General features: G+C 71.0%; 22 protein-coding genes. 3 read left to right on the top strand and 19 right to left on the bottom strand.

Annotated elements, in window-relative coordinates:
• Positions 1-158: 158 nt before the first annotated feature.
• The 5 genes from MW290_RS19970 to MW290_RS19950 all read right to left on the bottom strand — a co-directional run bounded on the left by MW290_RS19970 (position 159) and on the right by MW290_RS19950 (position 5508).
• Positions 159-1337, bottom strand: a complete 1179-nt coding sequence (locus tag MW290_RS19970; RefSeq protein ID WP_250199438.1) for a HupE/UreJ family protein — start codon at positions 1335-1337, stop codon at positions 159-161.
• Positions 1300-2442 carry a tetratricopeptide repeat protein gene (locus tag MW290_RS19965; RefSeq protein WP_250199437.1) on the bottom strand — a complete coding sequence of 381 codons (1143 nt, stop codon included), beginning with the start codon at positions 2440-2442 and terminating at the stop codon, positions 1300-1302. Before MW290_RS19965 ends, MW290_RS19970 begins: the two co-directional genes overlap by 38 nt.
• Positions 2442-2711, bottom strand: a complete 270-nt coding sequence (locus MW290_RS19960; protein WP_250199436.1) for a hypothetical protein — start codon at positions 2709-2711, stop codon at positions 2442-2444. The genes MW290_RS19965 and MW290_RS19960 overlap by 1 nt, the downstream gene beginning before the upstream one ends.
• A gap of 11 nt (positions 2712-2722) precedes the next feature.
• A complete protein-coding gene (locus MW290_RS19955) occupies positions 2723-4249 on the bottom strand; it encodes a DUF4331 domain-containing protein (RefSeq protein ID WP_250199435.1) in 1527 nt (508 codons plus the stop codon).
• 182 nt (positions 4250-4431) lie between these two features.
• Positions 4432-5508, bottom strand: coding sequence for a patatin-like phospholipase family protein (locus MW290_RS19950; RefSeq protein ID WP_250199434.1), 1077 nt, complete (start codon positions 5506-5508; stop codon positions 4432-4434).
• Between the two features lie 502 nt (positions 5509-6010).
• On the opposite strand from MW290_RS19950, the gene mdoH reads away from it, so the two are divergent.
• Complete coding sequence (mdoH, locus tag MW290_RS19945) at positions 6011-8245, top strand: glucans biosynthesis glucosyltransferase MdoH (RefSeq protein WP_250199433.1); 2235 nt, start codon at positions 6011-6013, stop codon at positions 8243-8245.
• 69 nt (positions 8246-8314) lie between these two features.
• On the opposite strand, the gene MW290_RS19940 is transcribed toward mdoH, so the two are convergent.
• The 5 genes from MW290_RS19940 to MW290_RS19920 form a co-directional block, all read right to left on the bottom strand.
• A complete protein-coding gene (locus tag MW290_RS19940; protein WP_250199432.1) occupies positions 8315-8857 on the bottom strand; it encodes a superoxide dismutase family protein in 543 nt (180 codons plus the stop codon).
• Positions 8858-8947: 90 nt separating this feature from the next.
• Positions 8948-9709 (bottom strand): polysaccharide deacetylase family protein, encoded by a 762-nt coding sequence (locus MW290_RS19935; RefSeq protein WP_250199431.1) that lies wholly within the window; start codon positions 9707-9709, stop codon positions 8948-8950.
• A gap of 48 nt (positions 9710-9757) precedes the next feature.
• Positions 9758-10837: a glycosyltransferase family 4 protein gene (locus MW290_RS19930; protein WP_250199430.1), complete on the bottom strand. Its 1080-nt coding sequence runs from the start codon at positions 10835-10837 to the stop codon at positions 9758-9760.
• Positions 10834-13161 carry a Tex family protein gene (locus tag MW290_RS19925; RefSeq protein ID WP_250199429.1) on the bottom strand — a complete coding sequence of 776 codons (2328 nt, stop codon included), beginning with the start codon at positions 13159-13161 and terminating at the stop codon, positions 10834-10836. Before MW290_RS19925 ends, MW290_RS19930 begins: the two co-directional genes overlap by 4 nt.
• A 95-nt stretch (positions 13162-13256) precedes the next feature.
• Positions 13257-13412, bottom strand: coding sequence for a hypothetical protein (locus tag MW290_RS19920; RefSeq protein ID WP_250199428.1), 156 nt, complete (start codon positions 13410-13412; stop codon positions 13257-13259).
• Between the two features lie 231 nt (positions 13413-13643).
• Between MW290_RS19920 and MW290_RS19915 the strand changes: the two genes are divergently transcribed.
• The gene (locus tag MW290_RS19915; RefSeq protein ID WP_250199427.1) at positions 13644-14570 is read left to right on the top strand and encodes a histone deacetylase family protein; all 927 of its coding nucleotides are present in this window, start codon (positions 13644-13646) and stop codon (positions 14568-14570) included.
• Positions 14571-14590: 20 nt separating this feature from the next.
• Positions 14591-17299, top strand: a complete 2709-nt coding sequence (locus MW290_RS19910; protein ID WP_250199426.1) for a bifunctional acetate--CoA ligase family protein/GNAT family N-acetyltransferase — start codon at positions 14591-14593, stop codon at positions 17297-17299.
• Positions 17300-17327: 28 nt separating this feature from the next.
• On the opposite strand, the gene MW290_RS19905 is transcribed toward MW290_RS19910, so the two are convergent.
• Genes MW290_RS19905 through MW290_RS19865 form a run of 9 tightly spaced genes read right to left on the bottom strand, consistent with a single transcriptional unit; the run spans position 17328 to position 25437 of the window.
• Complete coding sequence (locus MW290_RS19905; protein WP_250199425.1) at positions 17328-18581, bottom strand: BaiN/RdsA family NAD(P)/FAD-dependent oxidoreductase; 1254 nt, start codon at positions 18579-18581, stop codon at positions 17328-17330.
• Positions 18578-19624, bottom strand: a complete 1047-nt coding sequence (locus MW290_RS19900) for a histone deacetylase family protein (protein WP_250199424.1) — start codon at positions 19622-19624, stop codon at positions 18578-18580. Before MW290_RS19900 ends, MW290_RS19905 begins: the two co-directional genes overlap by 4 nt.
• A gap of 27 nt (positions 19625-19651) precedes the next feature.
• Positions 19652-20569 carry an SDR family oxidoreductase gene (locus MW290_RS19895; RefSeq protein ID WP_250199423.1) on the bottom strand — a complete coding sequence of 306 codons (918 nt, stop codon included), beginning with the start codon at positions 20567-20569 and terminating at the stop codon, positions 19652-19654.
• A 12-nt stretch (positions 20570-20581) separates the two neighbouring features.
• The gene (locus MW290_RS19890; RefSeq protein ID WP_250199422.1) at positions 20582-21061 is read right to left on the bottom strand and encodes a GNAT family N-acetyltransferase; all 480 of its coding nucleotides are present in this window, start codon (positions 21059-21061) and stop codon (positions 20582-20584) included.
• Positions 21061-22083, bottom strand: a complete 1023-nt coding sequence (locus tag MW290_RS19885; RefSeq protein WP_250199421.1) for an NADP-dependent oxidoreductase — start codon at positions 22081-22083, stop codon at positions 21061-21063. Before MW290_RS19885 ends, MW290_RS19890 begins: the two co-directional genes overlap by 1 nt.
• Before the next feature lie 27 nt (positions 22084-22110).
• Positions 22111-22587: a PaaI family thioesterase gene (locus tag MW290_RS19880; RefSeq protein WP_250199420.1), complete on the bottom strand. Its 477-nt coding sequence runs from the start codon at positions 22585-22587 to the stop codon at positions 22111-22113.
• Positions 22580-23371: an SDR family oxidoreductase gene (locus tag MW290_RS19875; protein WP_250199419.1), complete on the bottom strand. Its 792-nt coding sequence runs from the start codon at positions 23369-23371 to the stop codon at positions 22580-22582. The genes MW290_RS19880 and MW290_RS19875 overlap by 8 nt, the downstream gene beginning before the upstream one ends.
• A gap of 24 nt (positions 23372-23395) precedes the next feature.
• Positions 23396-23584 (bottom strand): hypothetical protein, encoded by a 189-nt coding sequence (locus MW290_RS19870; protein WP_250199418.1) that lies wholly within the window; start codon positions 23582-23584, stop codon positions 23396-23398.
• A gap of 14 nt (positions 23585-23598) precedes the next feature.
• On the bottom strand, positions 23599-25437 hold the full coding sequence (locus MW290_RS19865) for an acyl-CoA dehydrogenase family protein (protein WP_250199417.1): 1839 nt from the start codon (positions 25435-25437) through the stop codon (positions 23599-23601).
• Positions 25438-25450: the final 13 nt, after the last annotated feature.

The following is a 25450-nucleotide window of genomic DNA, read 5'->3' as shown; positions in this document are numbered from 1 at the left end:
CTCGATTCGTTCAGTGTGCGTGCACCGGCGGTGCAGGCAAGGATGGACGTGACAGCGCGGCGGCTAGCCTTGGGGGGCCCAGCTCCTAGTTCGCGGTGTCATAACCGTCATGCCTTTCTCGCTCTTGTTGGCTGCAAGGTGGAACCGGCGATTGTAGGTTACGAGAGCGCCGTGCGCTGGACCAGCCACCAGGCGGCCATGCCGAAGGCCGCGGCCGAGCCGCCCCGCAGCACCGCCGGCACGTACAGCGCCGCCCGGCGCAGCGCGTAAAGCAGCGGCACCACCGCCGCGATGATGGCCAGCTGACCCAGCTCCAGCCCCAGGTTGAACTGCAGCAGCGCCCAGCCGAACTGCGCCGGCGGCAGCTGCAGCTCACCCAGCACCCCGGCAAAGCCGAAGCCGTGGATCAGGCCGAAAAGGAAGGTGACCACTCCGCGCCGGCGGCCGAACAGCGGCCGCAGGTTGTCCACCGCGGCGATGCCGATGGTGATAGCGATGGCCGGCTCGATGAACCAGGACGGCAGGCTGACCAACTTCAAGGCGGCCAGCGCCAGCGTGAGGGAGTGCGCCAGCGTGAACAGCGTGACCACGCCGGCCACCGGCAGCGCGGCCTGGCGCCAGTTCGCCACCGGCGCCCAGCCCGGCGGCTGGCCTGTTGGCTGGCCGGGTATGCGGCGCAGCACCGCCGGCAGGATGAGGCACAGCAAAAACAGCAGGTGGTCGTAGCCGGTGACGATGTGGTGCACGCCTTCGGCGATGAAGGAGGCGTGCTCGGCGGCAGGCGCGGCGGCGCCCTCTTCCAGCGGCAGGTCCGGCGCCGTCGGATCCAGCAGCCGCGCCGTGGCGCTGCCGTCGGCCGCCACCAGCTTGGCGATGCCGCGGTGGGTGGGGTCCACCTCGGCCAGCAGCCGGTAGACCATGGGCGTGGCGGCCGTCACCTGGCACGGCGCCTTCAGCTGCAGCACGGCATAGGCGCCGTCGCTGCGCCGCTCCAGCGCATGGCCGTTCACCTGCCACTGGCAGCCGGGCACCTGCAGGCGCGGCAGCGCGTAGGCGTCGATGGCCGGCCAGGCCTCGCGCACCTCGCGCCAGGTGAGCTGGCGGTCGTTGTCGGCGTCCAGCGTCGGCAGCGCAGCGTCCAGGTCGCGCAGCGCGATGTCCCAGCGGAGCTGGGTGCCGCCGGCCTCGGCCTGCAGCACCAGGTAGGCGTCGCTGCTCTTGTGGGCGGCGGCGCCGGTGGCCACGGCGCACAGGCCGGCCGCCAGCAGCCAGCGGCGCCAGCCCGGGCCGCGCGGGCGCTCAGGGCTGGCCGAGCAGGCGGTCGAGGCGTTGGTCATGGAGGTCCATCGCTTTCTGCACTTGGGCGGCCTGGGCCAGCGCCGCACGGTCGACAGCCGCCGCGGCCACGCGGGCCAGCAGCAGCAGGTCGAAGGGTTCACGCTGGGTGGCCAGGTTGGCCTGCGCATGGCGCACCGCGGCAGGCAGGTCGCCTTCCACCCACCAGGCGTACAGCGCCTGTTCGCGCGCGTGGCCGTCGAAGGCGCCGGGGCGCTGGGCGGCCTGCTGGAAGCGATCGCGCAGCTCGGCGAGGTCGGCCTGGTCGGCCCCTTGGCGCGGCCCGGCGGCCACCCGGCGCAGCAGCACCGGGTCGCTGCGGGGCTGGGTGTCCAGCACCTTCAAGGCCTCGGCCCCACGGCGCTCGTCGATCAGCAGGTCGGCCAGCGCCAGCGGCGCATAGCGGTCCTGCGGGTCCAGCCGCCAGGCGATGCGCAAGGCCCGCTCGGCCGCGGCGCTGCGGCCGGCGCGCTGTTCCAACTCGCCCAGCGAGGTGCTCAACCAGGCCCGCGTGCCGTCGTCGGGCGCCTGCGCCAGCAGCGCGGTGAACTGGCGGCGGGCGGTGTCCACCTCTCCGCGCAGCGACAGGTTCTCGGCGCTGCAGGCCTGGGCATGCAGGGCTGCACTGCCCAGCCGGCCGAGCGCGGCGCAGGCCGCGTCGGACTCGGCATAGCGGCCCCGCAGGCGCTGCAGCGTGGCCAGCGTCAGCCAGGCCTGGGGCTGGCGGGCGTCGCGCGCCAGCAGCGCCTGCAGCCGCGCCTGCGCCGCATCGAAGCGGTGGATGTACTGCTCCACCTGCGCCAGCTTCAGCACCACCGGCGCCGGGGCGCGCGGGTCGGCCGCCCAGGGCTGCAGCCGGGCCAGCGCACGACCGGCGAAGCGGGGGTCGCCATCGGCATGCGCCTGGGCCAGCAGGTCGCCGGCTTCGCGCACGGCGGCCACCGGGTCGGTGGCCGCGCCCTGCTCTGGCGCCGCCACCGGCGGCGCCCGCCGGGCCGGCAGCGACTCGACGCGCTCGTCGTCGCTGGCCGGCACCAGGGGCGCCGCTTGCGCGGCCACCAGGGCCAGCAACAGCCCGGCGACGCCGAGCCGACGCCACCCGTCCATCAGCTCACCGCTTCCGGCTCGGCCGTGTCGGCCTCGGGCGGCGTCACCGCATCGATGCCCACCGGCTCGCGGTCCTCGGGCTGCAGCGCCACCAGCGACTTCAGGTAGGCGATGAAGCCGCCCGTGTCGGCACTGGCGCTGGCCGGCACGGTGTCCAGCGGGCCGCTGGCGCTGGCGCCGTCGTCATGGTCGTCGGAGCCGCCGAAGCAGCCGGCCAGCGCCAGGGTGGCGGCCGCCAGCGCGGCCATGCAAAGGGTTCGTTGCTTCATGGCAGCCTCCTTCAGCGGTTGCCGGGCAGCGGCGTGTTGGCATACGGGAAGCCGGGCAGCAGCGTCACGCGCGCCTGGTCCACCGCGTCATGCAGCTTCAGCGAGGTGGCGCCCAGCGGCACGTTGGCCGGCTTGCAGTCGGCACCCAGCTTCAGCGCATTGGCATCGCCGTTGAGCATGCACAGGCCGCCCATGACCGCCACCAGCGAGATGTCGACCACGTCGTCATGCAGCCGGCGGCCGTTGGGGAAGCCGGCCGGATCGCCACCGGCCAGGCCGAGGCGGTTCTGCTGCGCCTCGGGCGTGGGCGGGGTGGCGGTGTTGAGCCGCAGCATCTCCGACGGCACCACGTTGGCCGGCTGGTTGACGCCCGAGATGCCGGTCAGGAAGGTGGTGACGAGGTCGGTGCGCGGCAGGTTCTTGGGCGCGGTGCCGGGCAGGGCCAGCACGGTTTCCAGCAGCGGCGGCAGCGTGGGGTTGGTCACGTAGTCGGCGAACTGGGCGTCGTCCTTGGGCTTGCTGGCGTTGAAGCGGTCCTTGTCGGGCAGGCCGATCACCACCTCGTTGACCAGCGGCATGCCCAGGCGCGAGACCTGCGTCCACGCGCCGCCGGTCTTGGCCGCCACGCCATGGCCCTTGCCCGGTGCCGGATTCAGCAGCGAGCCCTGGCGCAGGCTGGCGGTGGTCCAGCCGCCGATCACGGTTTCATTGCCCGCGGTCAGGCAGCTCTTGTGCACTTCCAGCGCAAGGGAAGTGACGTTCTTGTCCGCCAGCGAATCCTTGCCCGCATTGATGTTGGCGGGGTCGGTGATCACCGCCACCGGCGCGTTCACCAGGTCGAAGATGGTGCCCAGGTTGACGGCGAACGGGTCCTTGCGCTGGCCCACGAACACCCGCGCCGGCTGCGCGCAGCCCGGCACGGTGACGGTGTAGATGTGCTTGGCCGCATAGGCCGGGTAGTCGGCGATGGTCTTGCTGCCGATGTTGTCCACCGGCTTGTCGAAGGTGCTGGCGCCGCCGCTGGCGTTGGTCACCGCGGTGCGGGTGCCGGTTCGGCGGTCGCCGCGCACCACGTCCAGCGTGAAGCTCTCATTCAGGTTGAGCGTGGCCGCCTTGGGGTCGGACACGGCGCCGGCCTGGATCAGCGGAATCGCCACGTCCTTGCCACCCACCGGCAGGCTGATGCCCTTGAGCGTGTTCTTGAAGCGGAAAGCGAAGGTGATGTCTTCCTTCGCGTCGCCGTTGTTGTCGATGTGGATCTCGTACAGCGCGTTCGGGTCCATCGAGAAGTAGTTGGGCCCGCCGTACGGGTCCTGCAGCGGCAGGTAGTCGGCGATCAGCGTCACGTAGCCGGCGCGGTTGGCTTCGTAGCTGCTGAACATGTAGAAGTCGGCGGCATCCACCTTGGGCGTGCCGGTGATGGACGGTGCCTCGCGGTGGCTGGACGCGAAGGCGGCAGGCGCCAGCAGCAGGCCGCCCGCGCAGGCGGCAGCGATGGGCAGCAGGCGCAGCGCCTGCAGGGAATTGCGGTTCTTCATGGTCTTCCTCGGCTCCTCGTGGGGACAACCGGGGCCTGGCAGGCCGGCCCCGACTGGCAGGACGGCCGCGTGCGCAACTGTCGTCGCCCGCGTCGTCTGAGGGGGCTCTACGCGCCGGGGTGGCGCCTGGATTCAGCGCGATGAAGAACGCGGCGCCGTCCTACAAGGGTGGCGCCCAGCCCTCACACCAGCGGCAGCGCCTCGATCGACGGCCGCTCGGCCAACTCGGCGAACTCGTCGGCCAGGCGTTGCGCCTCGGCCAGGCCGCGCCGCCACAGCGCGATGCGGGCCGGCTCGTCGTCCAGGTGGCGCTGGAAGTCGCTGCGGTCGGGCAGCTTGCCGCCGGGCAACTGCTGCCGCACCCAGTCGGGGTTGGGCGCCAGCAGCACCACGTTGGCCAGCCGTTCGCTGGCCCGGTGCCGGTGGCGCAGCGCCTTGTCCAGCCAGCCGGGCACCAGGTGAGGCTGGAAGTGCGGGTACAGCACCAGGCCCTCGCCCATCGCGGCGTAGTCCAGGTGCAGGTGGTAGTCGGTGATGCCACCGTCCCAGTACGCGCCGGGCGGCGCGCCCGGGATGTCGCACACCGCCTTCAACCAGAACGGGATGGAGCAGCTGGCCAGCACGCTCGGCCGCAGGTTGTGGGGCGTCAGCGGCACGGCATGGGTGCGGTAGTCGATCAGCGGCAGCGGCAGCGCATCGCGCGGGTCGTGGAACACCACGCGGTCCAGCCAGCCGCCCATCCAGCGGCGGTTGACGGCATTGCTGGCGAAGGCGCCCAGGTAGCCCAGCGGCGTGCGCAGCCGGCCCTCGCGCCGCAGCAGCGCATGGTGGCCGCGGCTGGTGAACACATGCAGGCGCAGCCGCGGGTGGGCCAGGATCTCGGCTTCGCGCCCGCCGAAGTGCTCGGCCAGCTTGTCGCTGAACACCTGGCTCACATGGCCGGGCAGCGGCGGCTTGCCGGGGCGGTGCTCGTAGTGCTGGGTGATGTAGTCCTCGGCCATGCGGGCCAGGGCCGCGTCGGCATCGGGCAGGCAGGCACTGGCCATGCGCCAGGCACCGATGGACGCCCCCAGCAGGTGCACCGGCTGCGCAGCGCGTGGCAGCCAGTGTCCGAAAAGGTAACGGTCGAGCGGGTTCAACACCAGGCCCTTGGGTCCGCCAGCGGCGGCGGGAACCACCCGCACGTCAGCGGGTCGCAGGCCCTGCTCCCGCAGGTGCCGCAAGGCCTTCGGACCGGCCCAGATCTGTAGCGCGTTCATGTGAAAGGGCTGGCCGAGGGCCATCCGGTTGTGCACAACGATTGTTGCACTGCGACATTGTTGGATACGCTATGGCGCAGCACCGCGGGCCTGAACAGGACACAGTGTCGTCATTCATGGAAATGCACAGCCACTTCCCTCTCACAACCCCCTCGTCGGGCGCCTGGCGCCACGGCGCAGCCATGCCCGCATGGGCAGCGGCGGTGCCTCCGGGGGCCGGTTGCCCACCCGCTCGGCGGCCCGGCCTGTTGCCGGGCAGCAACAAAGCTCCGGAATTTTTTGGCGTTGTCGCACGGCCGGTGAACCGGCGTGTCGATCCCTGACGTCATGCATCCAATTGCAACGAATCCGACGGCCTGCAACGGCCTGTCTGCGGCGCCCGGCGCCTGCAGCGTTGCAGCTCCCACGACTTTTGGCGGTGCGGTCCTACAGCGTCGGCCCAGCCGAGCAGCCAGACTCGCAGCGCACCTCCCAATACCACTGAAAGACCCAGAACACCACCATGGCTGATACCGATACACAGCATCGCGCGGCCTCCGCGCCTCCGCTGCGCCGCGGCTCGATGCCGCCGCGCCCCTGGTTTGGCGTGCTACGCGGTCTGGCGTTGGCACTGATGCCCGGGGTGCCCAAGTTCCCCAAGGACCGCAGCAGCCCCTGGCGGCAGGCGGCCGACCGCCGACGCACCATCTTCCTGTGGGCCGTGCTGCTGGTCAGCGGCACCGCCGTCTGGCTGTTGCCCTCCACCGACGGTGAGATGACCGCGGTCGAGATCCTGCAGACGGGCCTGTTCGCGCTGCTGTTCGGCTGGCTGTCGGCCGGCTTCATCACGGCGCTGATGGGCTTCAAGGTGGCGCTGTTCGGCGACAAGCATGCGCTGACGCTGCCCGATGAACGCCTGCCGCTGGACCCCTCGGCGCGCACCGCGCTGATCATGCCCATCTGCAATGAGGACATCGACACGGTGTTCAGCGGCCTGCGCCAGACCTGCGAATCGCTGGCGGCCACGGGCGCGCTGAAGCTGTTCGACGTCTACGTGCTGTCGGACAGCAGCGACCCCGCCATCCAGGCCGCCGAGGTGGAAGCCTGGAAGCAGCTGCGCCGCACGCTGGGCGACGACGGCGAGCCGCTGGCCGGCGAAGGCCGCATCTTCTACCGCTGGCGCAAGCGCCGCACCAAGCGCAAGGCCGGCAACGTGGCCGACTTCTGCCGCCGCTGGGGACGCAACTACCGCTACATGGTGGTGCTGGACGCCGACTCCACCATGACCGGCGAGACGCTGGTGCAGATGGTGCGCATGATGGAAGCGCACCCGCAGACCGGCATCCTGCAGACGCTGCCGCGCACCCAGGGCCACAGCACGCTGCACGCCCGCACCCAGCAGTTCGCGTCGGCCGTCACCGGCCGGCTGTTTGCGCTGGGCCTGGCTTACTGGCAGCTGGGTGAATCGCACTACTGGGGCCACAACGCCATCCTGCGCGTCGAGCCCTTCATGAAGCACTGCGCGCTGGCGCCGCTGGAAGGCCGTGGCGGCCTGTCGGGCGAAATCCTGTCGCACGACTTCGTGGAAGCCGCGCTGATGCGCCGCGCCGGCTACGAGGTGTGGCTGGCCCCCAACCTGGAAGGCAGCTTCGAGCAGCAGCCCACCAACCTGCTGGACGAACTGGGCCGCGACCGCCGCTGGTGCCAGGGCAACCTGCAGAACTTCCGCCTGATCGCCGAACCCGGCTGGCAGCCGGTGCACCGCGCCATGTTCTTCACCGGTGCGCTGTCGTACGTCACCGCGCCGGTGTGGCTGGCCTTCGTGGCCGCTGGCGTGTGGCGTGCCGCCACCCAGCCGGAAGCCGTGCAGGGCGACATGCCCGGCCTGCTGGGCGCGGCCGGTGGCAACGCCGCGCTGGCGCTGTGGGGCCTGACGCTGACGCTGCTGCTGCTGCCCCGCCTGCTGGGCGTGGTGGGTGTGCTGCTGCGCAAGGAGCAGGCGCAATTCGGCGGCACCGCCCAGCTGCTGCGCAGCTCGGTGGTCGAACTCTGCCTGTCGGCCCTGCAGGCGCCGGTGCGCATGCTGGCCCACACCATGTTCGTGATCGGTGGTCTGACCGGCCTGAAGCTGCAGTGGAAGTCGCCCCCGCGGGACGCCGAGAGCCTGGGCTGGCGCGATGCCTTCACCCGCCTGGCACCGATGCTGCTGCCTGCGCTGGCCCTGTTCGGCACCGCGATGCTGGTGGACGCCAACGTGGCCTGGATGCTGGTGCCGCTGCTGCTGGCCACCCCGCTGGTGGTGTACGGCAGCCGTGAACAGGAAGACGCCCAGGGCCGCCTGCCCCGCACGCTGCTGACGCCGGTGGAATACGTGGCCCAGGTGCGCCAGGGCCTGATGCAGCCGGCCGCCCCGGCCCGCGCGCCCCGCGCCGCCCGCCCGCTGGCCCTGCCGGCCGATGGCCAGCGACCGGCCCCGATGGCCACGGCCCGCACCGTGAGCACCTGGCCGGCCCGCGTGGCCCTGGCCTTCGTGCCGGCGGTGATGGCGGTGGCGGTGCTGACGCCGCAACCGCTGGCCACCACGCCCGAGCCGCCGCGCGTCGTGGCGGAGATGGACACCCGCTACGCCGGCAGCGTGCCCAAGCGCGTGGTGCGCACCGCCGCCGTGCGGGTGGACAACCGCAGCCGCCTGACCACGCCCGACAGCCTGCCGGCCGTCGGCCTGCCGCCGGTGACGCCGGCGGTGGCGGACAGCTGACCGACTGCATTGAAGAAACGCTGAGGCGCCCCGCGGGGCGCCTTTTTCATGTCCTCAGCGCGGTGCGCTTCAGCTCGCCTGGATCACCCCGCAGGCCAGCCGCGGGCCGGCATTGCCGGCGGGCTGCGAGCTGTAGTCGTCGGCATTGGCATGCACGATGACGGCCTTGCCCAGCACATCGGCACCGCCGCCGCCCACCGTCACGCCGGTCAGGTGCACGCGGGCCTCGGCTTCACCCGCGGCGTTGGCCTTCAGGTTGGGCATGTCGCCCGCATGGTGCGGGCCGCTGCCCAGCGCACCGTGCGGCTGCCCACCGGGGTTGTAGTGGCCGCCGGCGCTCATGCCGTCCGGCGCGGAGCAATCGCCCTTCTCATGCACATGGAAGCCGTGCTCGCTGCCCGGCTTGAGGCCGCTGACCTGCGCCACGGCCACCACGTGGTCGCCTTCCTTGTAGAAGGACACGGTGCCGGTGGTGCTGCTGCCCTGGGTGGGCGCCAGCTTGGCCACCGCGGCGGGCTTGGGGCCGGCGGCGGGCATGGCGCAGGCGGTGAGCGCCAACGCGGCGGCCAGTGCGGCCGCGGGCGCCAGGAAAGAGGTCGACGATCGGGTCATGCAAGGCTCCTGGTCATGATGTTGTCGTGGGAGCCAGGACGGTAACAGCCAGACGCCGGCCTGCGCATGACCGGGCCGCGGCCAAACGTATCAGGCGGTGGCCATCGCATGGCCCGGGCGCGCCAGCGCCTCGCCCTTCGGCGTGTCCTTCAGGTAGAGCTTCCACAGAAAGCCCAGCGTGTTGTCGCCGTACGAGATGGCCTTGCGCGGCAGCGCCAGCGGATCGAAGCCCGGCGTGGCCGCGCCGCGCTGGCAGGTGACGCCGCTGCTGTAGCCGGCCTCCGCCGCGGCGCGCAGCGTGTCCAGGTTGTGCGAGCCATAGGGGTAGCACACATGCGGCACCTCGCGCCCCAGCTCCTGCTGCAGGCGCTGGCGGCTGTCGCGCATCTCGGCACGCTGCACCTCGGCCGGCTGCTCGGCCAGGCGGATGTGGCTGAAGGCATGGCTGCCCACCTCGATGCCCAGGCCGGCGATCTCGCGCAGGCGGGCGTAGCTCATCAGCGGCGGCGTGCCGCGGCCGTGGCCGGCCAGCCAGGTGCCGCCGCTGCCGGCCGCACCCGCCACCGCGTACGAGATGGCGGGGTAGCCGAAGTCCTGCAGCACCGGCACCGCATGCTCGTAGAAGTTCTCGCAGCCGTCGTCGAAGGTGAGCACCGCCGCCCGCTCGGGCATGGGCGCGCGTCCCTGCAGCGCAGCCAGCGCGTCGGTCATCGACAGCACCTTCACGCCCAGCCACTTCAGCGCCCGCATCTGCGCGCGGAACTTGTCGACGTCGCAGTAGCCGGCGCGGTGGGCCTTCATCGGCGGGAAGCGGCCCACCTGGTGGTACATGAAGATGGAGATGCCGGGCATCGGGGCTTCCTTGCTGTGTGTCGGGGCGCTGCCGGGGTCGGGCGCTGCCTAGCGCTGGGCGTCACCGGCCGCATCGTAGGCGGCCACCGTGTTGCGCACCATGATGTCGGCGGTGAAGCGCTGCTGGAACACCTGCCGCGCCGCGCGGCCCATGGCCAGGCGCAGCGCGGTGTCGGTGCCCACGCGCACGATGGCATCGGCCAGCGCCTGCGCATTGTCCGGCGGCACGAGCAACCCGTTCAGCCCCTCGGCAATGATCTCGGCATTGCCGCCCACCAGGGTGGCGATGGCCGGGCGGCCGGCGGCGCAGGTTTCCATCAGCGTGAGCGACAGCGCCTCGTGCCGCGAAGGTGCCAGCACCACGTCGCAGGCGGCCAGCAGCTCCGGAATGTCCTTGCGCTGGCCGAGGAAGGTCACGCGGTCGCCCAGGTCCAGGCGCTGCACCTGCTCGCGGATCTGCGCGGCCCAGGCGGTGTCGGTGGCGCCGGTGATGGACAGGTGCACCGGCAGCGTGGCCGGCAGCAGCTTCAGCGCATCCACGGCCACGTCGTGGGCCTTGACGTCGACCAGGCGCGAATTCATCAGCAACTGCAGCGGCTGCGCCGGTGTGGGCGCGCCTTCGCGCGCGGGCTGCATGCCGATGTCGGGCACCGCCGAGTACACCACCTCCACCTGCTGCGCCGGCAGGCCGTGCTGCACCAAGTGGTCGCGCACCGCGTTGGAGACGGCCAGCAGCCGCATCTGTGGCCGGAACCAGCGCCACGACACCATGGAATTGGCGCTGGCCACCGCCGGCACGCCGCTCCAGCGGCTGGCCCAGTCGGCATAGCGGCCGCCGCGCTGGGCCTGGCCGTGCAGCACGTCGGCGCGCCAGCGGCGGGCAAAGCGCGCCAGCTTCCAGGCCGACAGCGGGTCGTACATGCCATGCATGGGCACATGCAGGCAGGTGTGCCCGTCGGCCTGCATGCGCTCGCCCATCCAGCCGTCCAGCGGGCCGGCGAAGGCCACCTGGTGGCCCCGCTCGGCCAGCGCGGCCGAGGTGGAGACCACCCGCCGCTCCATGCCGCCCAGGATGTGGCTGTGCGCCACCATCACCACGCGCCGCGGCGGCCGAGCGTCGCGACTCACTTGCGGCCTTGCAGCTTGGCGAAGGCGGCGGCCATCGCGCCGCCGGCCGCCGGCTCCGGCGCACGGCTGCGCGGCGCGCGCTGGTCGCGGCTGGGCGGGCGGTAGCCGCCGCCGTCGCCACCCTTGGCGGGCACCGCGCTGTCCAGCTTCATGGTCAGCGAGATGCGGCCCCGCGCCAGGTCCACCTCCAGCACCTTCACCTTGACGATGTCGCCGGTCTTGACCACCTCGCGCGCATCGTTGACGAACTTGTGGCTGAGCTGGCTCACGTGCACCAGGCCGTCCTGGTGCACGCCCAGGTCGACGAAGGCGCCGAACTGGGCCACGTTGCTGACGGTGCCTTCCAGCGTCATGCCGGGCTGCAGGTCCTTGATGTCTTTCACGCCGTCGTTGAAGCGCGCCACCTTGAAGTCGGGGCGCGGGTCGCGGCCGGGCTTTTCCAGCTCGGCCAGGATGTCCTTGACGGTGATGGCGCCGAAGCGCTCGTCGGCAAAGGCCTCGGGCTTGAGCTTGCGGATGACGTCGGCATTGCCCACCAGCTCCTGGATGGGCCGGCCGGTGGTGCTGATGATCTTCTCGACCACCGGGTAGGTTTCGGGGTGCACGCCCGACTGGTCCAGCGGGTTGTCGCCATCGCGGATGCGCAGGAAACCGGCCGCCTGCTCGAAGGTCTTGGCGCCCAGGCCGGCCACTTCCATCAGCTGCTTGCGGTTGCGGAAGGCGCCATGCGCATCGCGCCAGCGCACGATGCTCTGCGCCACCGCGTTGGACAGGCCCGACACCTGCGCCAGCAGCGGCGCCGAGGCGGTGTTCAGGTCCACGCCCACCGAGTTCACGCAGTCTTCCACCACCGCGTCCAGCGTGCGGGCCAGCTCGCTCTGGTTGACGTCGTGCTGGTACTGGCCGACGCCAATGCTCTTGGGGTCGATCTTCACCAGCTCGGCCAGCGGGTCCTGCAGCCGGCGCGCGATGGAGACGGCGCCGCGAAGGCTCACGTCCAGGTCGGGCAGCTCCTTGCTCGCGAATTCGCTGGCCGAGTACACCGAGGCCCCCGCCTCGCTCACCACCACCTTGGTGAGCTGCACGTCCGGCGCCAGCGACTGCACGCGCTTGATCAGGTCGGCGGCCAGCTTGTCGGTCTCGCGGCTGGCGGTGCCGTTGCCGATGGCGATCAGGTTGACGCCGTGCTGGGCCACCAGGCGGCCCAGCGTGTGCAGCGAGCCTTCCCAGTCGCGCCGCGGCTCGTGCGGGTAGACCGTGGAGGTATCGAGGACCTTGCCGGTGTCACTCACCACCGCCACCTTGACGCCGGTGCGGATGCCCGGGTCCAGGCCCATCACCACGCGCTTGCCGGCCGGGGCGGCCAGCAGCAGGTCGCGCAGGTTCTCGGCAAACACCTTGATGGCGGTGGCCTCGGCGTTTTCGCGCAGGCGGGCGAACAGGTCGCGCTCGATGCTGAGGCTGAGCTTGACCTTCCAGGTCCAGCCGATGGTCTTGCGGATCAGGTCGTCCGACGGCCGCTTGGCATGGCTCCAGCCCAGGTGGCGGGCGATGCGGCCTTCGGCCAGGCTGGGCTGCCCGGGTTGCAGCACTTCATCCAGCTTCAGCTTGGCTTCCAGCAGCTCTTGCGTGCGGCCGCGGAACACCGCCAACGCCCGGTGCGAAGGCACGCTGCGGATGGGCTCCGAATAGTCGAAGTAGTCGCGGAACTTGGCAACGTCGGCGTTCTGTTCGTCCTTGCCGTCCAGCAGGCGCGAGGTGAAGAGGCCCTCTTCCCACAGCAATTCGCGCAGCGGGCCCACCAGCGTGGCGTCTTCGGCCCAGCGCTCGGAGAGGATGTCGCGCACGCCGTCCAGCACCGCGAAGGCATCGGCAAAACCGGCATCGGCATTGAGGAAGGCGGCCGCCTCGGCCATCGGGTCCAGCGAGGGGTCGGCGAACAGCTTCTCGGCCAGCGGCTCGAGGCCGGCTTCGCGGGCGATCATGCCCTTGGTGCGGCGCTTGGGCTTGAAGGGCAGGTACAGGTCTTCCAGTTCCTGCTTGGTGGGCGCGGCCTCGATGGCGGCGCGCAGCTCGGGCGTCAGCTTGCCCTGCTCGTCGATGCTCTTGAGCACCGCGGCGCGGCGGTCTTCCAGCTCGCGCAGGTAGCCCAGGCGCGCTTCCAGGTCACGCAGCTGGGTGTCGTCCAGGCCGTCGGTGGCTTCCTTGCGGTAGCGGGCGATGAAGGGGACGGTGGCACCGCCGTCCAGCAGATCGACGGCGGCTTTGACTTGCGCCGGGCGAACCTGCAGTTCGGCGGCGATTTGCAACAGGATCTTGTCCAAGGCAGGCACGGGAAACCACGGGAAAGGGCCCGAAGTGTGCCACCGCAGGACGGGGCGGCCGGCGTCGCCAGGCCGGCCGGCAGTTGCTCAACGGCTCAGTGCAGGGCGACGGCCACGCCCGCCACCATCGCCATCATCGCGATGAACACCGAGATGCGGCGCTCCAGGCGGCTGCTGCCGGCGGGATGCAGCGGCGCGGGCGAATCGGCGCCGGGGGTCTCGGGCGAGTGAAGCAGGGCAAGCCAGGACATGGGGTCTCCTTGGGGGCGGTGACAGCGACAGCAGCACCCACGCACGAAATGTGCGCGGCCAGCATGTCTGTCAGATGGCATCGGCTGATCCCGCATGTTTCTGAACGGCAAAGTGCGACTTTCTGCACACGCCGCCCCAGACTTGGGGGCTTGCCTCAAAGCCACCATGCATTGCGCCACGTCAGCTTGCCGTGGGATGCGCTGCCTAGACTGGGGCGGAGGAGACCCGCCATGCTCGCTGCCTTCATCACCCATGCCGACTGCGCCCGCCACGAGATGGGCCCGCAGCATCCCGAATGCCCCGAACGCCTGGGCGCCATCCACGACCTGCTGCTGGTCAAGGGCCTGCTGGACTACATGAGCCCCTACGACGCGCCGCTGGCCACGCCGCAGCAGCTGGCGCGGGCCCATTCGGCCATGTACGTGCAGGAGCTGCTGGCCAGCGCGCCGACCCAGGGCCACCGGCAGGTGGACCCCGACACGGCGATGTGCCCGCACACCGTGCAGGCGGCGCTGCGGGCGGCCGGGGCCGCGGTGCAGGCCACCGACCTGGTGCTGGGCGGCGAGGCGCCTGCCGCCTTCTGCTGCGTGCGGCCGCCCGGCCACCATGCCGAGCGGGCGGCGGCCATGGGTTTTTGCTTCTTCAACAACGTGGCGGTGGGCATCCGCCATGCGCTGGACGTGCATGGCCTGCAGCGGGTGGCGCTGATCGACTTCGACGTGCACCACGGCAACGGCAGCGAAGACATCTTCCGCGGCGACGAGCGGGTGCTGATGTGCTCCATCTTCGAGCGCGGCCTCTACCCCTTCAACGGCGACCAGGCCACCGGCCCCAACATGGTGAACGTGGGCCTGCCCAGCCGCTCGGGCAGCGAGGCCTTTCGCGCCGCGGTGAGCGAGCAGTGGCTGCCCGCGCTGGAGGCCTTCCGGCCGCAGCTGATCTACGTCTCGGCCGGCTTCGACGCCCACCGCGAGGACGACATGGGCAACCTGGGGCTGGTGGAAGCCGACTACGAATGGGTGACGCGGCAGCTGATGGCGGTGGCCGAGCGCCACTGCGGCGGGCGCATCGTCTCGTGCCTGGAAGGGGGTTATGTGCTCAGCCCGCTGGCGCGCAGCGTGGCCGCCCATGTCAAAGTGCTGATCGGCGCAGACTGAGCCCGGCCCGACCGCACCCCATGGACAAACACTATCTCTCGCCACTCCTCACGCCTGAATCCATCGTGGTGCTGGCCGGCGATGCCGACGCACCCGACACGCTGACGCCCCAGGGCCGCACACTGCACGAGGCGCTGCGCGCCCAGCGCTTTGCCGGCACCCTCACCTTCCTGGACATCCACACCAGCGGCACGCTGGCCGACCTGGCGCAGACGCGGGCCGACCTGGCCATCATCGCCCTGCCCCACCAGGACCTGACCGCCGCGCTGGAGGTGGCCGGCCGCATCGGCTGCCGGGCGGCGCTCATCGTCTCAGCGGGCGTGGACGAGCGGCTGGCGGCCGAGCTCAAGCGCATCGCGCGGCGAGAAGGCGTGCACCTGCTGGGCCCCAACGGCCTGGGCCTGCAGCGGCCGCGGCTGCAGCTCAATGCCAGCGCGCTGGGGCCGCTGGCACGCAACGGCTCGCTGGCGCTGGTGTCGCAATCGGGCGCGCTCACCTCGTCGATGCTGGACTGGGCGCGCAACAACGCGGTGGGCTTCTCGTCGGTGGTGTCACTGGGGCCGAACACCGCGGTCGACATCGCCCAGGTGCTGGACTTCCTGGCCAACGACCAGCACACCCACAGCATCATCGTGTACCTGGAGGGCATCTCGAACGCGCGCCGCTTCATGAGTGCGCTGCGCTCGGCCGCCAATGCCAAGCCGGTGGTGGTGCTCAAGGCCGGCCGCAAGCCGGCAGGCAACGAGGCCGCCCACACCCACAGCGGCACCATCGTCGGCGCCGACGACGTGTTCGATGCCGCGCTGCGTCGCGCCGGCGCGGTGCGGGTGCGCTCCTTCGTCGAGCTGTTCTCGGCCGCCAAGTGCCTGGCTTCGCGCTATCGGCCGGTGGGCAAGCGGCTGGCCATCATCACCAACGGCGGCGGGCCGGGCGTGCTGGCCGCCGACTGGGTCAACGAGATCTTCCTGCAGATGGGCCGGCTGTCGGCCGAGTCGGTGGCCGCGCTGCAGCCGCAGTTGCCACCGCAGGCTTCGCTGGCCGACCTGATCGACCTGTCGGAAGAAGCCACCGCCGAGCACTACCGCGCGGCCATCGAGGCGGCCTCGCGCGACAGGCAGATCGACGGGCTGCTGGCCATCTACTCCACCAAGGCGGGCGGCGATTCGGCCGCGGTGGCCGCGGCGCTGGTGGCCATCAAACCCACGCTGAACAAGCCGCTACTGGCCTGCTGGATGGGCGATGCCTCGGTGAGCACGGCGCGCCAGCAGCTCAACGAGGCGGCCATCCCCAACTTCCGCACGCCGGAGGCGGCGGTGGGCGCCTTCGGCAACATCGCCTCCTTCTACCAGAACCAGCTGCTGCTGCAGCAGACGCCGCCGCCCTTGTCCACGCTGGCCAAGCCCGACATCGAAGGCGCGCGCCTGGTGATCGAAAGCGTGCTGGCCGAGCGCCGCAAGGTGCTGACCGAGATGGAGTCCAAGACGCTGCTGTCGGCCTTCCACATCCCGGTGACCAACACCATCCTGGCCCGCAATGCCAACGAGGCGATGATGATCGCCACGCAGCTGGGCTTTCCGGTGGCGCTGAAGATCGACTCGCCCGACATCACGCACAAGAGCGACGTGCAGGGCGTGGCGCTGAACATCCTCAACGGCGCCGGTGTGCGCGACACCTACAACGACATGGTGGAACGGGTGGCGCGGCTGCAGCCGGGCGCCCGCATCAACGGCGTGACGGTGCAGAAGATGGCGCGCGCCCAGCGCGGCCGCGAGATCTGCATCGGCCTGGTGACCGACGAGCCCTTCGGCCCGGTGATCATGTTCGGCGCCGGCGGCACGATGATCGAGCTGATCCGCGACCGCGCGATGGAACTGCCGCCGCTCAACAAGTTCCTGGCGCGGCGGCTGATCGAACGCTCGCGCGTGGCCGAGACGCTGGCCGAATGGCGCGGCGCCAGCCCGGTGGACATGGACGCGCTGGAGCGGGTGCTGCTGCGTGTCTCGGAGATGGTGTGCGAGCTGCCGCAGCTGCGGCAGATGGACATCAACCCGATCATCGTCGACGAGTCGGGCGCGGTGGCGGTGGACGCGCGCATCATCGTGGACAGTGCGTCGTTGAGCGTGAGCATGGGCGCGGGCATGGGCAGCGGCGCCAGCCCCTACAACCACCTGGCCATACTGCCCTACCCGGCCCGCTACGAGCAGGTGTGGCCGATGCGCGGCGGCGGCGAATACACCGTGCGGCCCATCCACCCCAATGACGCGCAGATGCTGCAGGCCCTGGTGCAAAGCCTGTCGCCGGAGAGCCGCTACTTCCGCTTCGTCAGCTCGATGACGCAGCTGCCGCCGCCGATGCTGGCGCGCTTCACGCTGATCGACTACGACCGTGAGATGGCGCTGGTGGCCGTGCACAAGCAGCGCGCCGCCGCCACCGACGGCAGCATCGTCGAGACCGAACGCATCATCGGCGTGTCGCGCTACGTCACCAACCCCGACCAGTCGAGCTGCGAGTTCTCGCTGGTGGTGGCCGACGCCTATGCCGGCAAGGGCATCGGCTCACGCTTGATGGAATGCATCATGGACGTGGCGCGCGAGAAGGGCCTGTCGGAGATCGACGGCCTGGTGCTGACCAACAACCCCGGCATGCTCAAGCTGATGCGCGGGCTGGGCTTCGAGGTGAAGCCCTACCCGGAGGACCCGGACTTCAAGCTGGTGACGCACGCGTTGTGAACGCGGCTGGAGGGCCGCTCAACGCCGCTCAGCGCCAGGCCGCAGCCGCGCGGCCGGCCTGCAGCCCGCTGGCCATGCTGGCCTGCAGCAGGTAGCCGCCGGTGGGCGCTTCCCAGTCCAGCATCTCGCCGGCCACGAACACGCCGGGCTGCTGGCGCAGCATCAGCTGCGCGTCCAGCGCCTCCAGCCGCACGCCACCGGCGGTGCTGATGGCTTCGGCCACCGGCCGTGGCGCCACCAGCGTCAGCGGCAGCGCCTTCAGGGCCGCGGCCAGCGCGGCCGCATCGTCCAGCTGCGCCCGCGGCAGCAGCTCATGCAGCAGCGACACCTTGGCGCCCGCCAGGCCCAGCCGGCTCTTCAGATGCGTGGCCAGGCTGCGGGTGCCGCGCGGGCGGCGCACTTCGTCCAGCACACGCGCGGCATCGAAGGTGGGCAGCAGGTCGATGTGCAGCGTGGCCGTGCCCTGCGCGGCCAGCGTGTCGCGCAACAGGGCCGAGACGGCATACACCAGGCTGCCTTCCACGCCGTAGTCGCTGAGCACGAACTCGCCGGCACGCTCGAAGCTGCGGCCGTCATGCGCCGTGAACTTCAGCGCCGCCGGCTTGATGGGCGCGCCGGCAAAGCGGCTGCGCAGGTGCTCGCTCCAGCCGCGCTGGCCATCGGGTCGCGCCACCTCGAAGCCGCAATTGGCCGGCTGCAGCGGTGCCACGTCCACGCCCTGGGCCTGCAGCAGCGGCACCCAGCGGCCGTCGGAGCCCAGCTGCGGCCAGCTGGCCCCGCCCAGCGCCAGCACGGTGCAGCGCGGCTGCAGGTGGAACTCGCCGGCAGGGCCCTGCAAACGCAACGCGGCGCCGTCTTGGGTCCAGCCCAGCCAGCGGTGCCGCTGGTGAAAGCGCACGCCCGCCACCCGCAGCCGGTGCAGCCAGGCGCGCAGCAGCGGCGCCGCCTTCATGTCGCTGGGAAACACCCGGCCCGAGCTGCCGACGAAGGTCTCGACGCCCAAGGCCGCGGCCCAGTCGCGCATCGCCTGCGGGCTGAAGGCCGCCAGCCAAGGCGCCACCTCGGCCGACCGCGCGCCGTAGCGCTGGGTGAAGGGCTCGATGGGCTCACTGTGCGTGAGGTTGAGCCCACCCTTGCCGGCCAGCAAGAACTTGCGACCCACCGAAGGCATGGCGTCGTACAGGTCCACCTGCCGGCCTGCGGCCACCAGGGCCTCGGCCGCCATCAGGCCGGCGGGGCCGCCGCCGATCACCACGGCGTCGGTGTGCTGCACCGCTGTCATGCGCCAAAACCTTCCAGCACGTTGACGGCATTGATGCCGACTTCGGCCACCGCATAACCGCCCTCGAAGGTGAAGACGGTGGGCAGGCCGGCCGCGGCCAGGTCACGGCCGATGTCCAGGTAGTCGGTGCTGCGCAGCTTGAAAGCCGAGATCGGGTCGCCCTCGAAGGTGTCCACGCCCAGCGCCACCACCAGCGCCTGCGCGCCGAAGCGCCGCACCTCGTCCAGGCCGCGGGCCAGCGCGGCGCGCCAGTCGGCAAAGCCGGTGCCGCGCGGCAGCGGCAGGTTGAGGTTGCAGCCGGCGCCCTCGCCTTCGCCGCGCTCATCGGCATGGCCCAGGTAGAACGGGTACTCCGTCATCGGGTCGCCGTGGATGGAGACGGTGAGCACGTCGCCGCGGCCGTAGAAGATGGTCTGCGTGCCGTTGCCGTGGTGGTAGTCCACGTCCAGCACCGCCACCCGCTCGAAGCCGCTTTGGCGCAGCTGCTGGGCCGCCAGCGCCGCGTTGTTGAGGAAGCAGTAGCCGCCGAAGAAGTCCGGCCCCGCGTGGTGGCCGGGCGGGCGGGTCAGCGCGAAGGCGCTGCGGCTGCGGCCGCTGCCCACTGCCTGCGCGGCGGCGATGGCACAGGCCGCGCCCTGGCGGGCGGCGGCCCAGCTGCCCGCCGTGAGCGGCGTGCCGGCATCGAACGAGAACAGGCCCATGCGGGCCGCGAAGTTGGTGGGCAGTACATCGGCCCGGAAGCCGCGCACCGGCCACACCGAAGGCAGCGCGTCCAGCTCGGCGTTGGCCGGGTCCAGCGCCACCCATTCGTCCCAGGCGCCGGCCAGGAACTGCAGGTAGCGCGGGCTGTGCACCTGGGCCAGCAGCGCTTCGTCCAGGTGCCCGGCCGCGGGCTCCACCATCTCGCCCACCGGGCGGCGGGCCAGCTCGGCCAGCAGGTGGTCCAGCCGGTCGGGCGATTCATGGCAAGGCACCAGCCGGCCGCGGAACATCTCGTGGCGGCCCGCATGCTGGCGGTGCAGGGTGTTGTGGACGATGAGCATGGCGGCATTGTTGCAGCCGCCGGGGAGTCAGCTTGTGGGCTCGCCGCGAAGAGAGGCACGCAACGTCGCCCCAATGTCCGGCCGATCCGCAAACGGATCGCTCGGGTTGCGGTGCTGCAGCACGTCTTCCATGCGCTGCTGCACCGTCTTCAGTGCATGCGGGTGGCTGAAGATGTAGAACTGGCGGTCACGCACCGCGTCCATCACCTTCTGCGCGATGTGCGCGGCCGTCACCTTGCCGCTGCTCACGGCCTTGGCCGACATCGCGCGTGAGATCTTCTGGCTCACGGTCTGCTGCTGCGCCTCGTCGGCCAGGTCGGCCGGGCGGTTGCGCTCGCTCAGGTGGATGCCGGTCGGCACGAAGAACGGGCACAGCACCGAGGCGCTGACCTGGTCCGTCACCAGCGACAGGTCCTGGTACAGCGTTTCGCTGAGCGACACCACCGCATGCTTGCTGACGTTGTACACACCCATGTTGGGCATGTTCACCAGCCCGGCCATCGACGCGGTGTTGACGATGTGGCCGCGCCATTGCGGGTCGGCCTGGGCGGCGGCCAGCATCATCGGCGTGAACACGCGCACGCCGTGCACCACGCCCATCAGGTTGACGCCCAGCACCCATTCCCAGTCCTTGGCGCTGTGCTCCCAGATGAGGCCACCGCTGCCCACGCCGGCGTTGTTGAACACGAAGTGCGGCGCTCCGAAGCGCTGCTGCACCGCGGCGCCCAGCGCCTCCACCTCGGCGGCCTTGGACACGTCGAGCCGGTAGGGCAGCACCTGGGCGCCCAGGGCCTGGATCTCTTCGGCCGCGCGCTGCAGCGCCTCGGCCTGCACGTCGGCCATCACCACGTTCATGCCGGCCTGGGCGGCCAGGCGCGAGGTTTCCAGGCCGAAGCCCGAGGCCGCGCCGGTGATCACGGCCGTGCGGCCTTGCCAGTCAGTCATCGCAAAGCTCCTTCAGCGATGCGGCGCGGGGCACAGCATCTCGATGTGGGGAATGTCGTCTTCCAGGTAGGTGTCGCCCACCGGCTCAAAGCCCAGCGCGCCATAAAAGCGCTGCAGGTGGGCCTGGGCGCTGATGCGCACGGCGCGGCCGGGCCAGGCGGCCTGGCAGCGCGCCAGGCCCTCGCGCATCAAGGCCTGGCCGGCCCCGGTGCCACGCGCCTGCGGCGCCGTGACCACGCGGCCGATGGACGGTTCGTCGTACTTCAGGCCGGGATCGACCACGCGCAGGTAGGCCATCAACCGGCCCGCCGCATCGTGGCCCAGCAGGTGCCAGCTTTGCGGGTCCAGGCCGTCCACGTCCTGGTAGGCGCAACGCTGCTCCACCACGAACACCTCGGCGCGCAGCGCCAGTGCCTGGTACAGGCCCTGCAAGCCCAGCCCTTCGAAGCGCGTCCAGGTCCAGGCCAGCGTGGTCGCTTGTGCCTCGGCCATCAAATCAGCTTGACCAGCTGCTTGCCGAAGTTGCGGCCCTTGAGCAGACCCAGGAAGGCCTCGGGCGCGGCGGCCAGGCCGTCGGCGATGCTTTCGCGGTACTTCAGCTTGCCAGTGCCAACCAGCGTGGCCAGCTCGGTCAGCGCCTGCGGCCACAGTTCCATGTGCTCGCTGACGATGAAGCCTTCCAGCCGCAGCCGGTTGGTCAGCAGCAGCTGCGGCTGTTGCAGCGGAATCGGCTCGCCGTTGTAGCCGGCGATCATGCCGCACAGCGCAATGCGGCCGAAGGCGTTCATGCGCTGCAGCGCAGCGTCCAGGCCCAGGCCGCCGACGTTCTCGAACACGCCGTCGATGCCGTTCGGGCAGGCCTGCTTGAGCGCCTGCGACAGGCTCTTCAAGTCGGTGTGTTGCTTGTAGTCGATGCAGGCGTCGAAGCCCAGCTCCTCGGTCACGAAGCGGCACTTCTCGGGGCCGCCGGCAATGCCCACCGCGCGCGCACCACGCACCTTGGCCAGCTGGCCCACCACGGTGCCCACGGCGCCGCTGGCCGCGCTCACCAGCACGGTGTTGCCTTCCTTGGGCGCGATGATCTGCGTCAGACCATACCAGGCGGTGACGCCGGGCATGCCCACGGCGCCCAGGTAGGCCTGCAGCGGCACATGCTCGGTGCTCACCTTTCGCAGCGTGCCGCGCAGGTCGCCGCTCAACAACTGGTACTCCTGCCAGCCGCCCATGCCCACCACCTTGTCGCCCACCGCGAAGCCCGAGTTCTTCGAGGCCACCACTTCGCCCACGGTGCCGCCGCCCATCACCTCGTTCAGGGCCTGCGGCGCGGTGTAGCTCTTGGTGTCGTTCATGCGGCCACGCATGTACGGGTCCAGGCTCAGGTAGTGGTGGCGCACCAGCACCTGGCCGTCTTGCAGCTCGTCGGGCACGGTGGCTTCCACCAGCTTGAAGTTGTCGGCAGTGGCCTCGCCGGTGGGGCGAGAGACGAGGTGGATCTGGCGGTTGATCGTGGTCATGGTCTTCTCCTGGGGAGGTAGGGGCCGTCAGTCCGAGGCGCCGCCGCGGCGCACCTTCATGCCGCCGACGGTGAGGGACTTCAGGTGCTTGAAGGTGCCGGTGCCGTGGGCGACGAGCGCGCCCTTGTCATCGAGCACGCTGGCTTCGCAGAACGACATGGTGAGGGTGCGGTGCACCACCCGCCCCTGCACCCGCAGCCGGCCGAGGCCGGGCCGCATGAAACTGGTCTTCATCTCGATGGTGACGACGCCGGTGCGCGGCTCGCCACCGGGCTCGTCGGGGCTGCGGGCGGCATGGCCCATGGCCGCGTCCAGCAGCGTCATGGTCACGCCGCCGTGGGCCATGCCCCAGGCATTGGTCAGTTCCTCGCGCAGCGTCAGCACCAGCTCCGACTGGCCGCCGTCGAAGCGGCGCAGCTCGCAGCCCAGGTGCGCGAGGAAGGGAATGTGGACCAGCGACGGCAGGTGGCCGTCGGGCGTGGTCGCCGAATCGGGCTCAGCCACCGAACACCGCGCTCACGCCGCCGTCCACCGGAATCACCTGGCCGGTGATGTGCTTGCCCGCGGCCGAGGCCAGCAGCAGCGCCGCGCCCTTGAGGTCGTCGTCGTCGCCCAGGCGGTTCAGCGGCGCGGCGGCGGCCATCTTCTCGGCGCCCACCGTGGCCAGCAGGCCGTGCGTCATGCGGCTGGGAAAGAAGCCGGGCGCCAGCGCATTGACGTTGATGCCGTAGGCGCCCCACTCACCGGCCAGCACGCGGGTGAAGTTCACCGCCGCGCCCTTGCTGGTGTTGTAGGCCACCGTCTTCATCATCGGCGGGTTGCCGGCCAGGCCGGCGATGGAGGCCACGTTGATGATGCGGCCCGAGCGCCGCGGAATCATGCTGGCGCGTGCCGCCGCCTGGCTGAACAGGAAGAGGCTGCGCACGTTCAGGTTCATCACCTTGTCCCAGGCTTCCAGCGGGTGGTCTTCGGCCGGGGCGCCCCAGGTAGCGCCGGCGTTGTTGACCAGCACGTCGATGCGGCCCAGGCGCGCCATGGTCTCGTCCACCACCTTCTGCACGTCTTCGGGCTTGGCCGCGTCACCCGCGATCCAGCGGGCATCGATGCCGCGGGCCTGCAGGTGGGCCACCGCCTCTTCCAGGTCGGCCGCCTTGCGGGAGGTGAGCATCAGCTTGGCGCCGGCCTCACCCAGGGCCTCGGCGATCTGCAGCCCCAGCCCGCGCGAGCCGCCGGTGACCAGGGCCACCTGGCCGGTGAGGTCGAACAGCTTGAAAACATTCGTGCTCATGCGCACCTCGGTTGTACAGACAAGTCAGCGCCGTTCCATGCGCGAACGCAGCCAGATCAGCAGCACGCCGGCAGCCACCGCCACGCCACCGCCCAGCTGCATCACCAGGCCCATGTTCTCGTCGCCACGGGCCACGAAGTAGCCCAGCGCGGCCAGCACGATGCCGCCATACAGCAGCACCCACACCAGCTTCTCGACGGTTTGCGGTTTCATGGCCGCCCACGCCATCAGAACCAGTCGTCGCGCATCTCGCGCGTCAGGGCGTTGCGGGCAGCGACCGGCGCCAGCCAGGCGTCGATCTTCGGCAGTTCGAAGTCGAAGAAGTAATGCATGGCCGACAGTGTGCCTTGCAGCCGCGGCTCGGGCAGCGCCGCGCCGGCGGCGCGGGCCGCCACCGCCAGGTCCAGCCACAGCCAGGCCAGCACCACGTGGCCGAAGGCCTGCAGGTAGGGCGTGGCATTGGCCAGCGCTTCTTCCGGCACGCCGGTGGCCCAGGCGGCCTTGGTGGCGGCGCCCACGCGCTGCAGCGCGCCGCCCAGCGCATTGCCACGCTCGGCCAGGCCGGGCACCTGCCCGGCGCGCTGCGCGGTGTCGCTGACACGCGCGGCCAGCAGCTTGAGGCCGGCGCCGCCGTCCATCACCACCTTGCGGCCCAGCAGGTCCAGGCCCTGGATGCCGTGGGTGCCTTCGTGGATCATGTTCAGGCGGTTGTCGCGCCAGTGCTGCTCCACCGGAAAGTCGCGGGTGTAGCCGTAGCCGCCATGCACCTGGATGGCCAGGCTGTTGGCTTCCACGCCCCACTCGCTGGGCCAGCTCTTGGCGATCGGCGTCAGCACTTCCAGCAGCAGCCGCGCCTCGTCGGCGGCCTCGGGCGTGCCGGTGTGCTGCTCGTCCACCAGGCGGGCGCAGTACAGGCCCAGCGCGATGCTGCCTTCCACATACGCCTTCTGTGCCAGCAGCATGCGCTTGACGTCGGCATGCTCGATCAGCCGCACCGGCGGCTGCGTCGGGTCCTTGCCGGCGGGGCCCACCGGGCGGCCCTGGCTGCGGTCGCGGGCATAGGCCAGGCTGGCCTCGTAGCCGGCTGCCGCCAGCATCGCGGCGCCGAAGCCCACGCCGATGCGGGCCTCGTTCATCATGTGGAACATGCAGCGCAAGCCCTGTCCGGCTTCGCCCACGCGGTAGCCGATGGCGCCGGCCTGGCCGCCGGGCCGGTGCTTGCCCTCACCGAAGTTGAGCAAGGTGTTGGTCGTGCCGCGATACCCGAGCTTGTGGTTCAGGCCGGCCAGCACAACGTCGTTGCGCTCGCCGGTCAGCTGGCCTTGGGGGTCGACCAGCCGCTTGGGCACGATGAAAAGGGAAATGCCGCGGGTGCCGGCCGGCAGCTTGCCGTCGGGGCCAGGGATCTTGGCCAGCACCAGGTGCACGATGTTCTCGGTGATCTCGTGCTCGCCGCCCGAGATCCACATCTTGTTGCCGGTGAGCCGGTAGCGCGGCCCCAGCGGATCGTGCTCGAAGCCCTCGCCATCGGGCACCGCGCGGGTGACGATGTCGCTCAGGCTGGAGCCGGCCTGCGGCTCGCTCAGGCACATGGTGCCGAACCAGCGGCCGGCAAATTCGTTCTTGGCGAACACCTCACGCTGGGCCGGCGTGCCGTGCGCCATCAGCAGGTTGGCATTGCCGGCGGTGAGCATGCCGTAGGCGCTCATCGCCACGCTGCCCAGCTTGAAGAAGCCGGCCGCGGCCAGCTGCACCACGAAGGGCAGCTGCATGCCGCCGAATTCGTAGGGCTGGGCCGCGGCGATCATGCCGCTTTGCGCATAGGCCAGCGCGGCCTCGTGCGTGGCGCGGGGCAGGTGCACCCGCTCGCCGTCGAAGTGGGGCTCCTCGGTGTCGGCCAGGCGGTTGAAAGGCGCGAACTTCTCGCGCGCCAACCGCTCGCAGGTGTCGAGCACCGAGGTCACCGTCTCGGCGGAGTGGTCGGCAAAGTGCTCACGGGTGTACAGCGCATCCAGCCGCAGCCAGTGCTGCAGCAGGAAATCGAGCGTGTCGCGGTAGGTCTTCACCAGGGCCCCGAAC

The sequence above is a fragment of the Aquincola tertiaricarbonis genome, assembly GCF_023573145.1.
Classification (GTDB): Bacteria; Pseudomonadota; Gammaproteobacteria; order Burkholderiales; family Burkholderiaceae_C; genus Aquincola; species Aquincola tertiaricarbonis_B.
The sequence above is the reverse complement of the archived record's forward strand: the minus strand, read 5'-3'. Positions and strand labels throughout refer to the sequence as shown.

Excerpts from the sequence above, each read along its gene's own strand:
- MW290_RS19970 (WP_250199438.1), bottom strand. The coding sequence starts at position 1,337 with ATGACCAACGCCTCGACCGCCTGCTCGGCCAGCCCTGAGCGCCCGCGC.
- MW290_RS19965 (WP_250199437.1), bottom strand. The coding sequence starts at position 2,442 with ATGGACGGGTGGCGTCGGCTCGGCGTCGCCGGGCTGTTGCTGGCCCTG.
- MW290_RS19960 (WP_250199436.1), bottom strand. The coding sequence starts at position 2,711 with ATGAAGCAACGAACCCTTTGCATGGCCGCGCTGGCGGCCGCCACCCTG.
- MW290_RS19955 (WP_250199435.1), bottom strand. The coding sequence starts at position 4,249 with ATGAAGAACCGCAATTCCCTGCAGGCGCTGCGCCTGCTGCCCATCGCT.
- MW290_RS19950 (WP_250199434.1), bottom strand. The coding sequence starts at position 5,508 with ATGAACGCGCTACAGATCTGGGCCGGTCCGAAGGCCTTGCGGCACCTG.
- mdoH (WP_250199433.1), top strand. The coding sequence starts at position 6,011 with ATGGCTGATACCGATACACAGCATCGCGCGGCCTCCGCGCCTCCGCTG.
- MW290_RS19940 (WP_250199432.1), bottom strand. The coding sequence starts at position 8,857 with ATGACCCGATCGTCGACCTCTTTCCTGGCGCCCGCGGCCGCACTGGCC.
- MW290_RS19935 (WP_250199431.1), bottom strand. The coding sequence starts at position 9,709 with ATGCCCGGCATCTCCATCTTCATGTACCACCAGGTGGGCCGCTTCCCG.
- MW290_RS19920 (WP_250199428.1), bottom strand. The coding sequence starts at position 13,412 with ATGTCCTGGCTTGCCCTGCTTCACTCGCCCGAGACCCCCGGCGCCGAT.
- MW290_RS19915 (WP_250199427.1), top strand. The coding sequence starts at position 13,644 with ATGCTCGCTGCCTTCATCACCCATGCCGACTGCGCCCGCCACGAGATG.
- MW290_RS19910 (WP_250199426.1), top strand. The coding sequence starts at position 14,591 with ATGGACAAACACTATCTCTCGCCACTCCTCACGCCTGAATCCATCGTG.
- MW290_RS19905 (WP_250199425.1), bottom strand. The coding sequence starts at position 18,581 with ATGACAGCGGTGCAGCACACCGACGCCGTGGTGATCGGCGGCGGCCCC.
- MW290_RS19900 (WP_250199424.1), bottom strand. The coding sequence starts at position 19,624 with ATGCTCATCGTCCACAACACCCTGCACCGCCAGCATGCGGGCCGCCAC.
- MW290_RS19895 (WP_250199423.1), bottom strand. The coding sequence starts at position 20,569 with ATGACTGACTGGCAAGGCCGCACGGCCGTGATCACCGGCGCGGCCTCG.
- MW290_RS19890 (WP_250199422.1), bottom strand. The coding sequence starts at position 21,061 with ATGGCCGAGGCACAAGCGACCACGCTGGCCTGGACCTGGACGCGCTTC.
- MW290_RS19885 (WP_250199421.1), bottom strand. The coding sequence starts at position 22,083 with ATGACCACGATCAACCGCCAGATCCACCTCGTCTCTCGCCCCACCGGC.
- MW290_RS19875 (WP_250199419.1), bottom strand. The coding sequence starts at position 23,371 with ATGAGCACGAATGTTTTCAAGCTGTTCGACCTCACCGGCCAGGTGGCC.
- MW290_RS19870 (WP_250199418.1), bottom strand. The coding sequence starts at position 23,584 with ATGAAACCGCAAACCGTCGAGAAGCTGGTGTGGGTGCTGCTGTATGGC.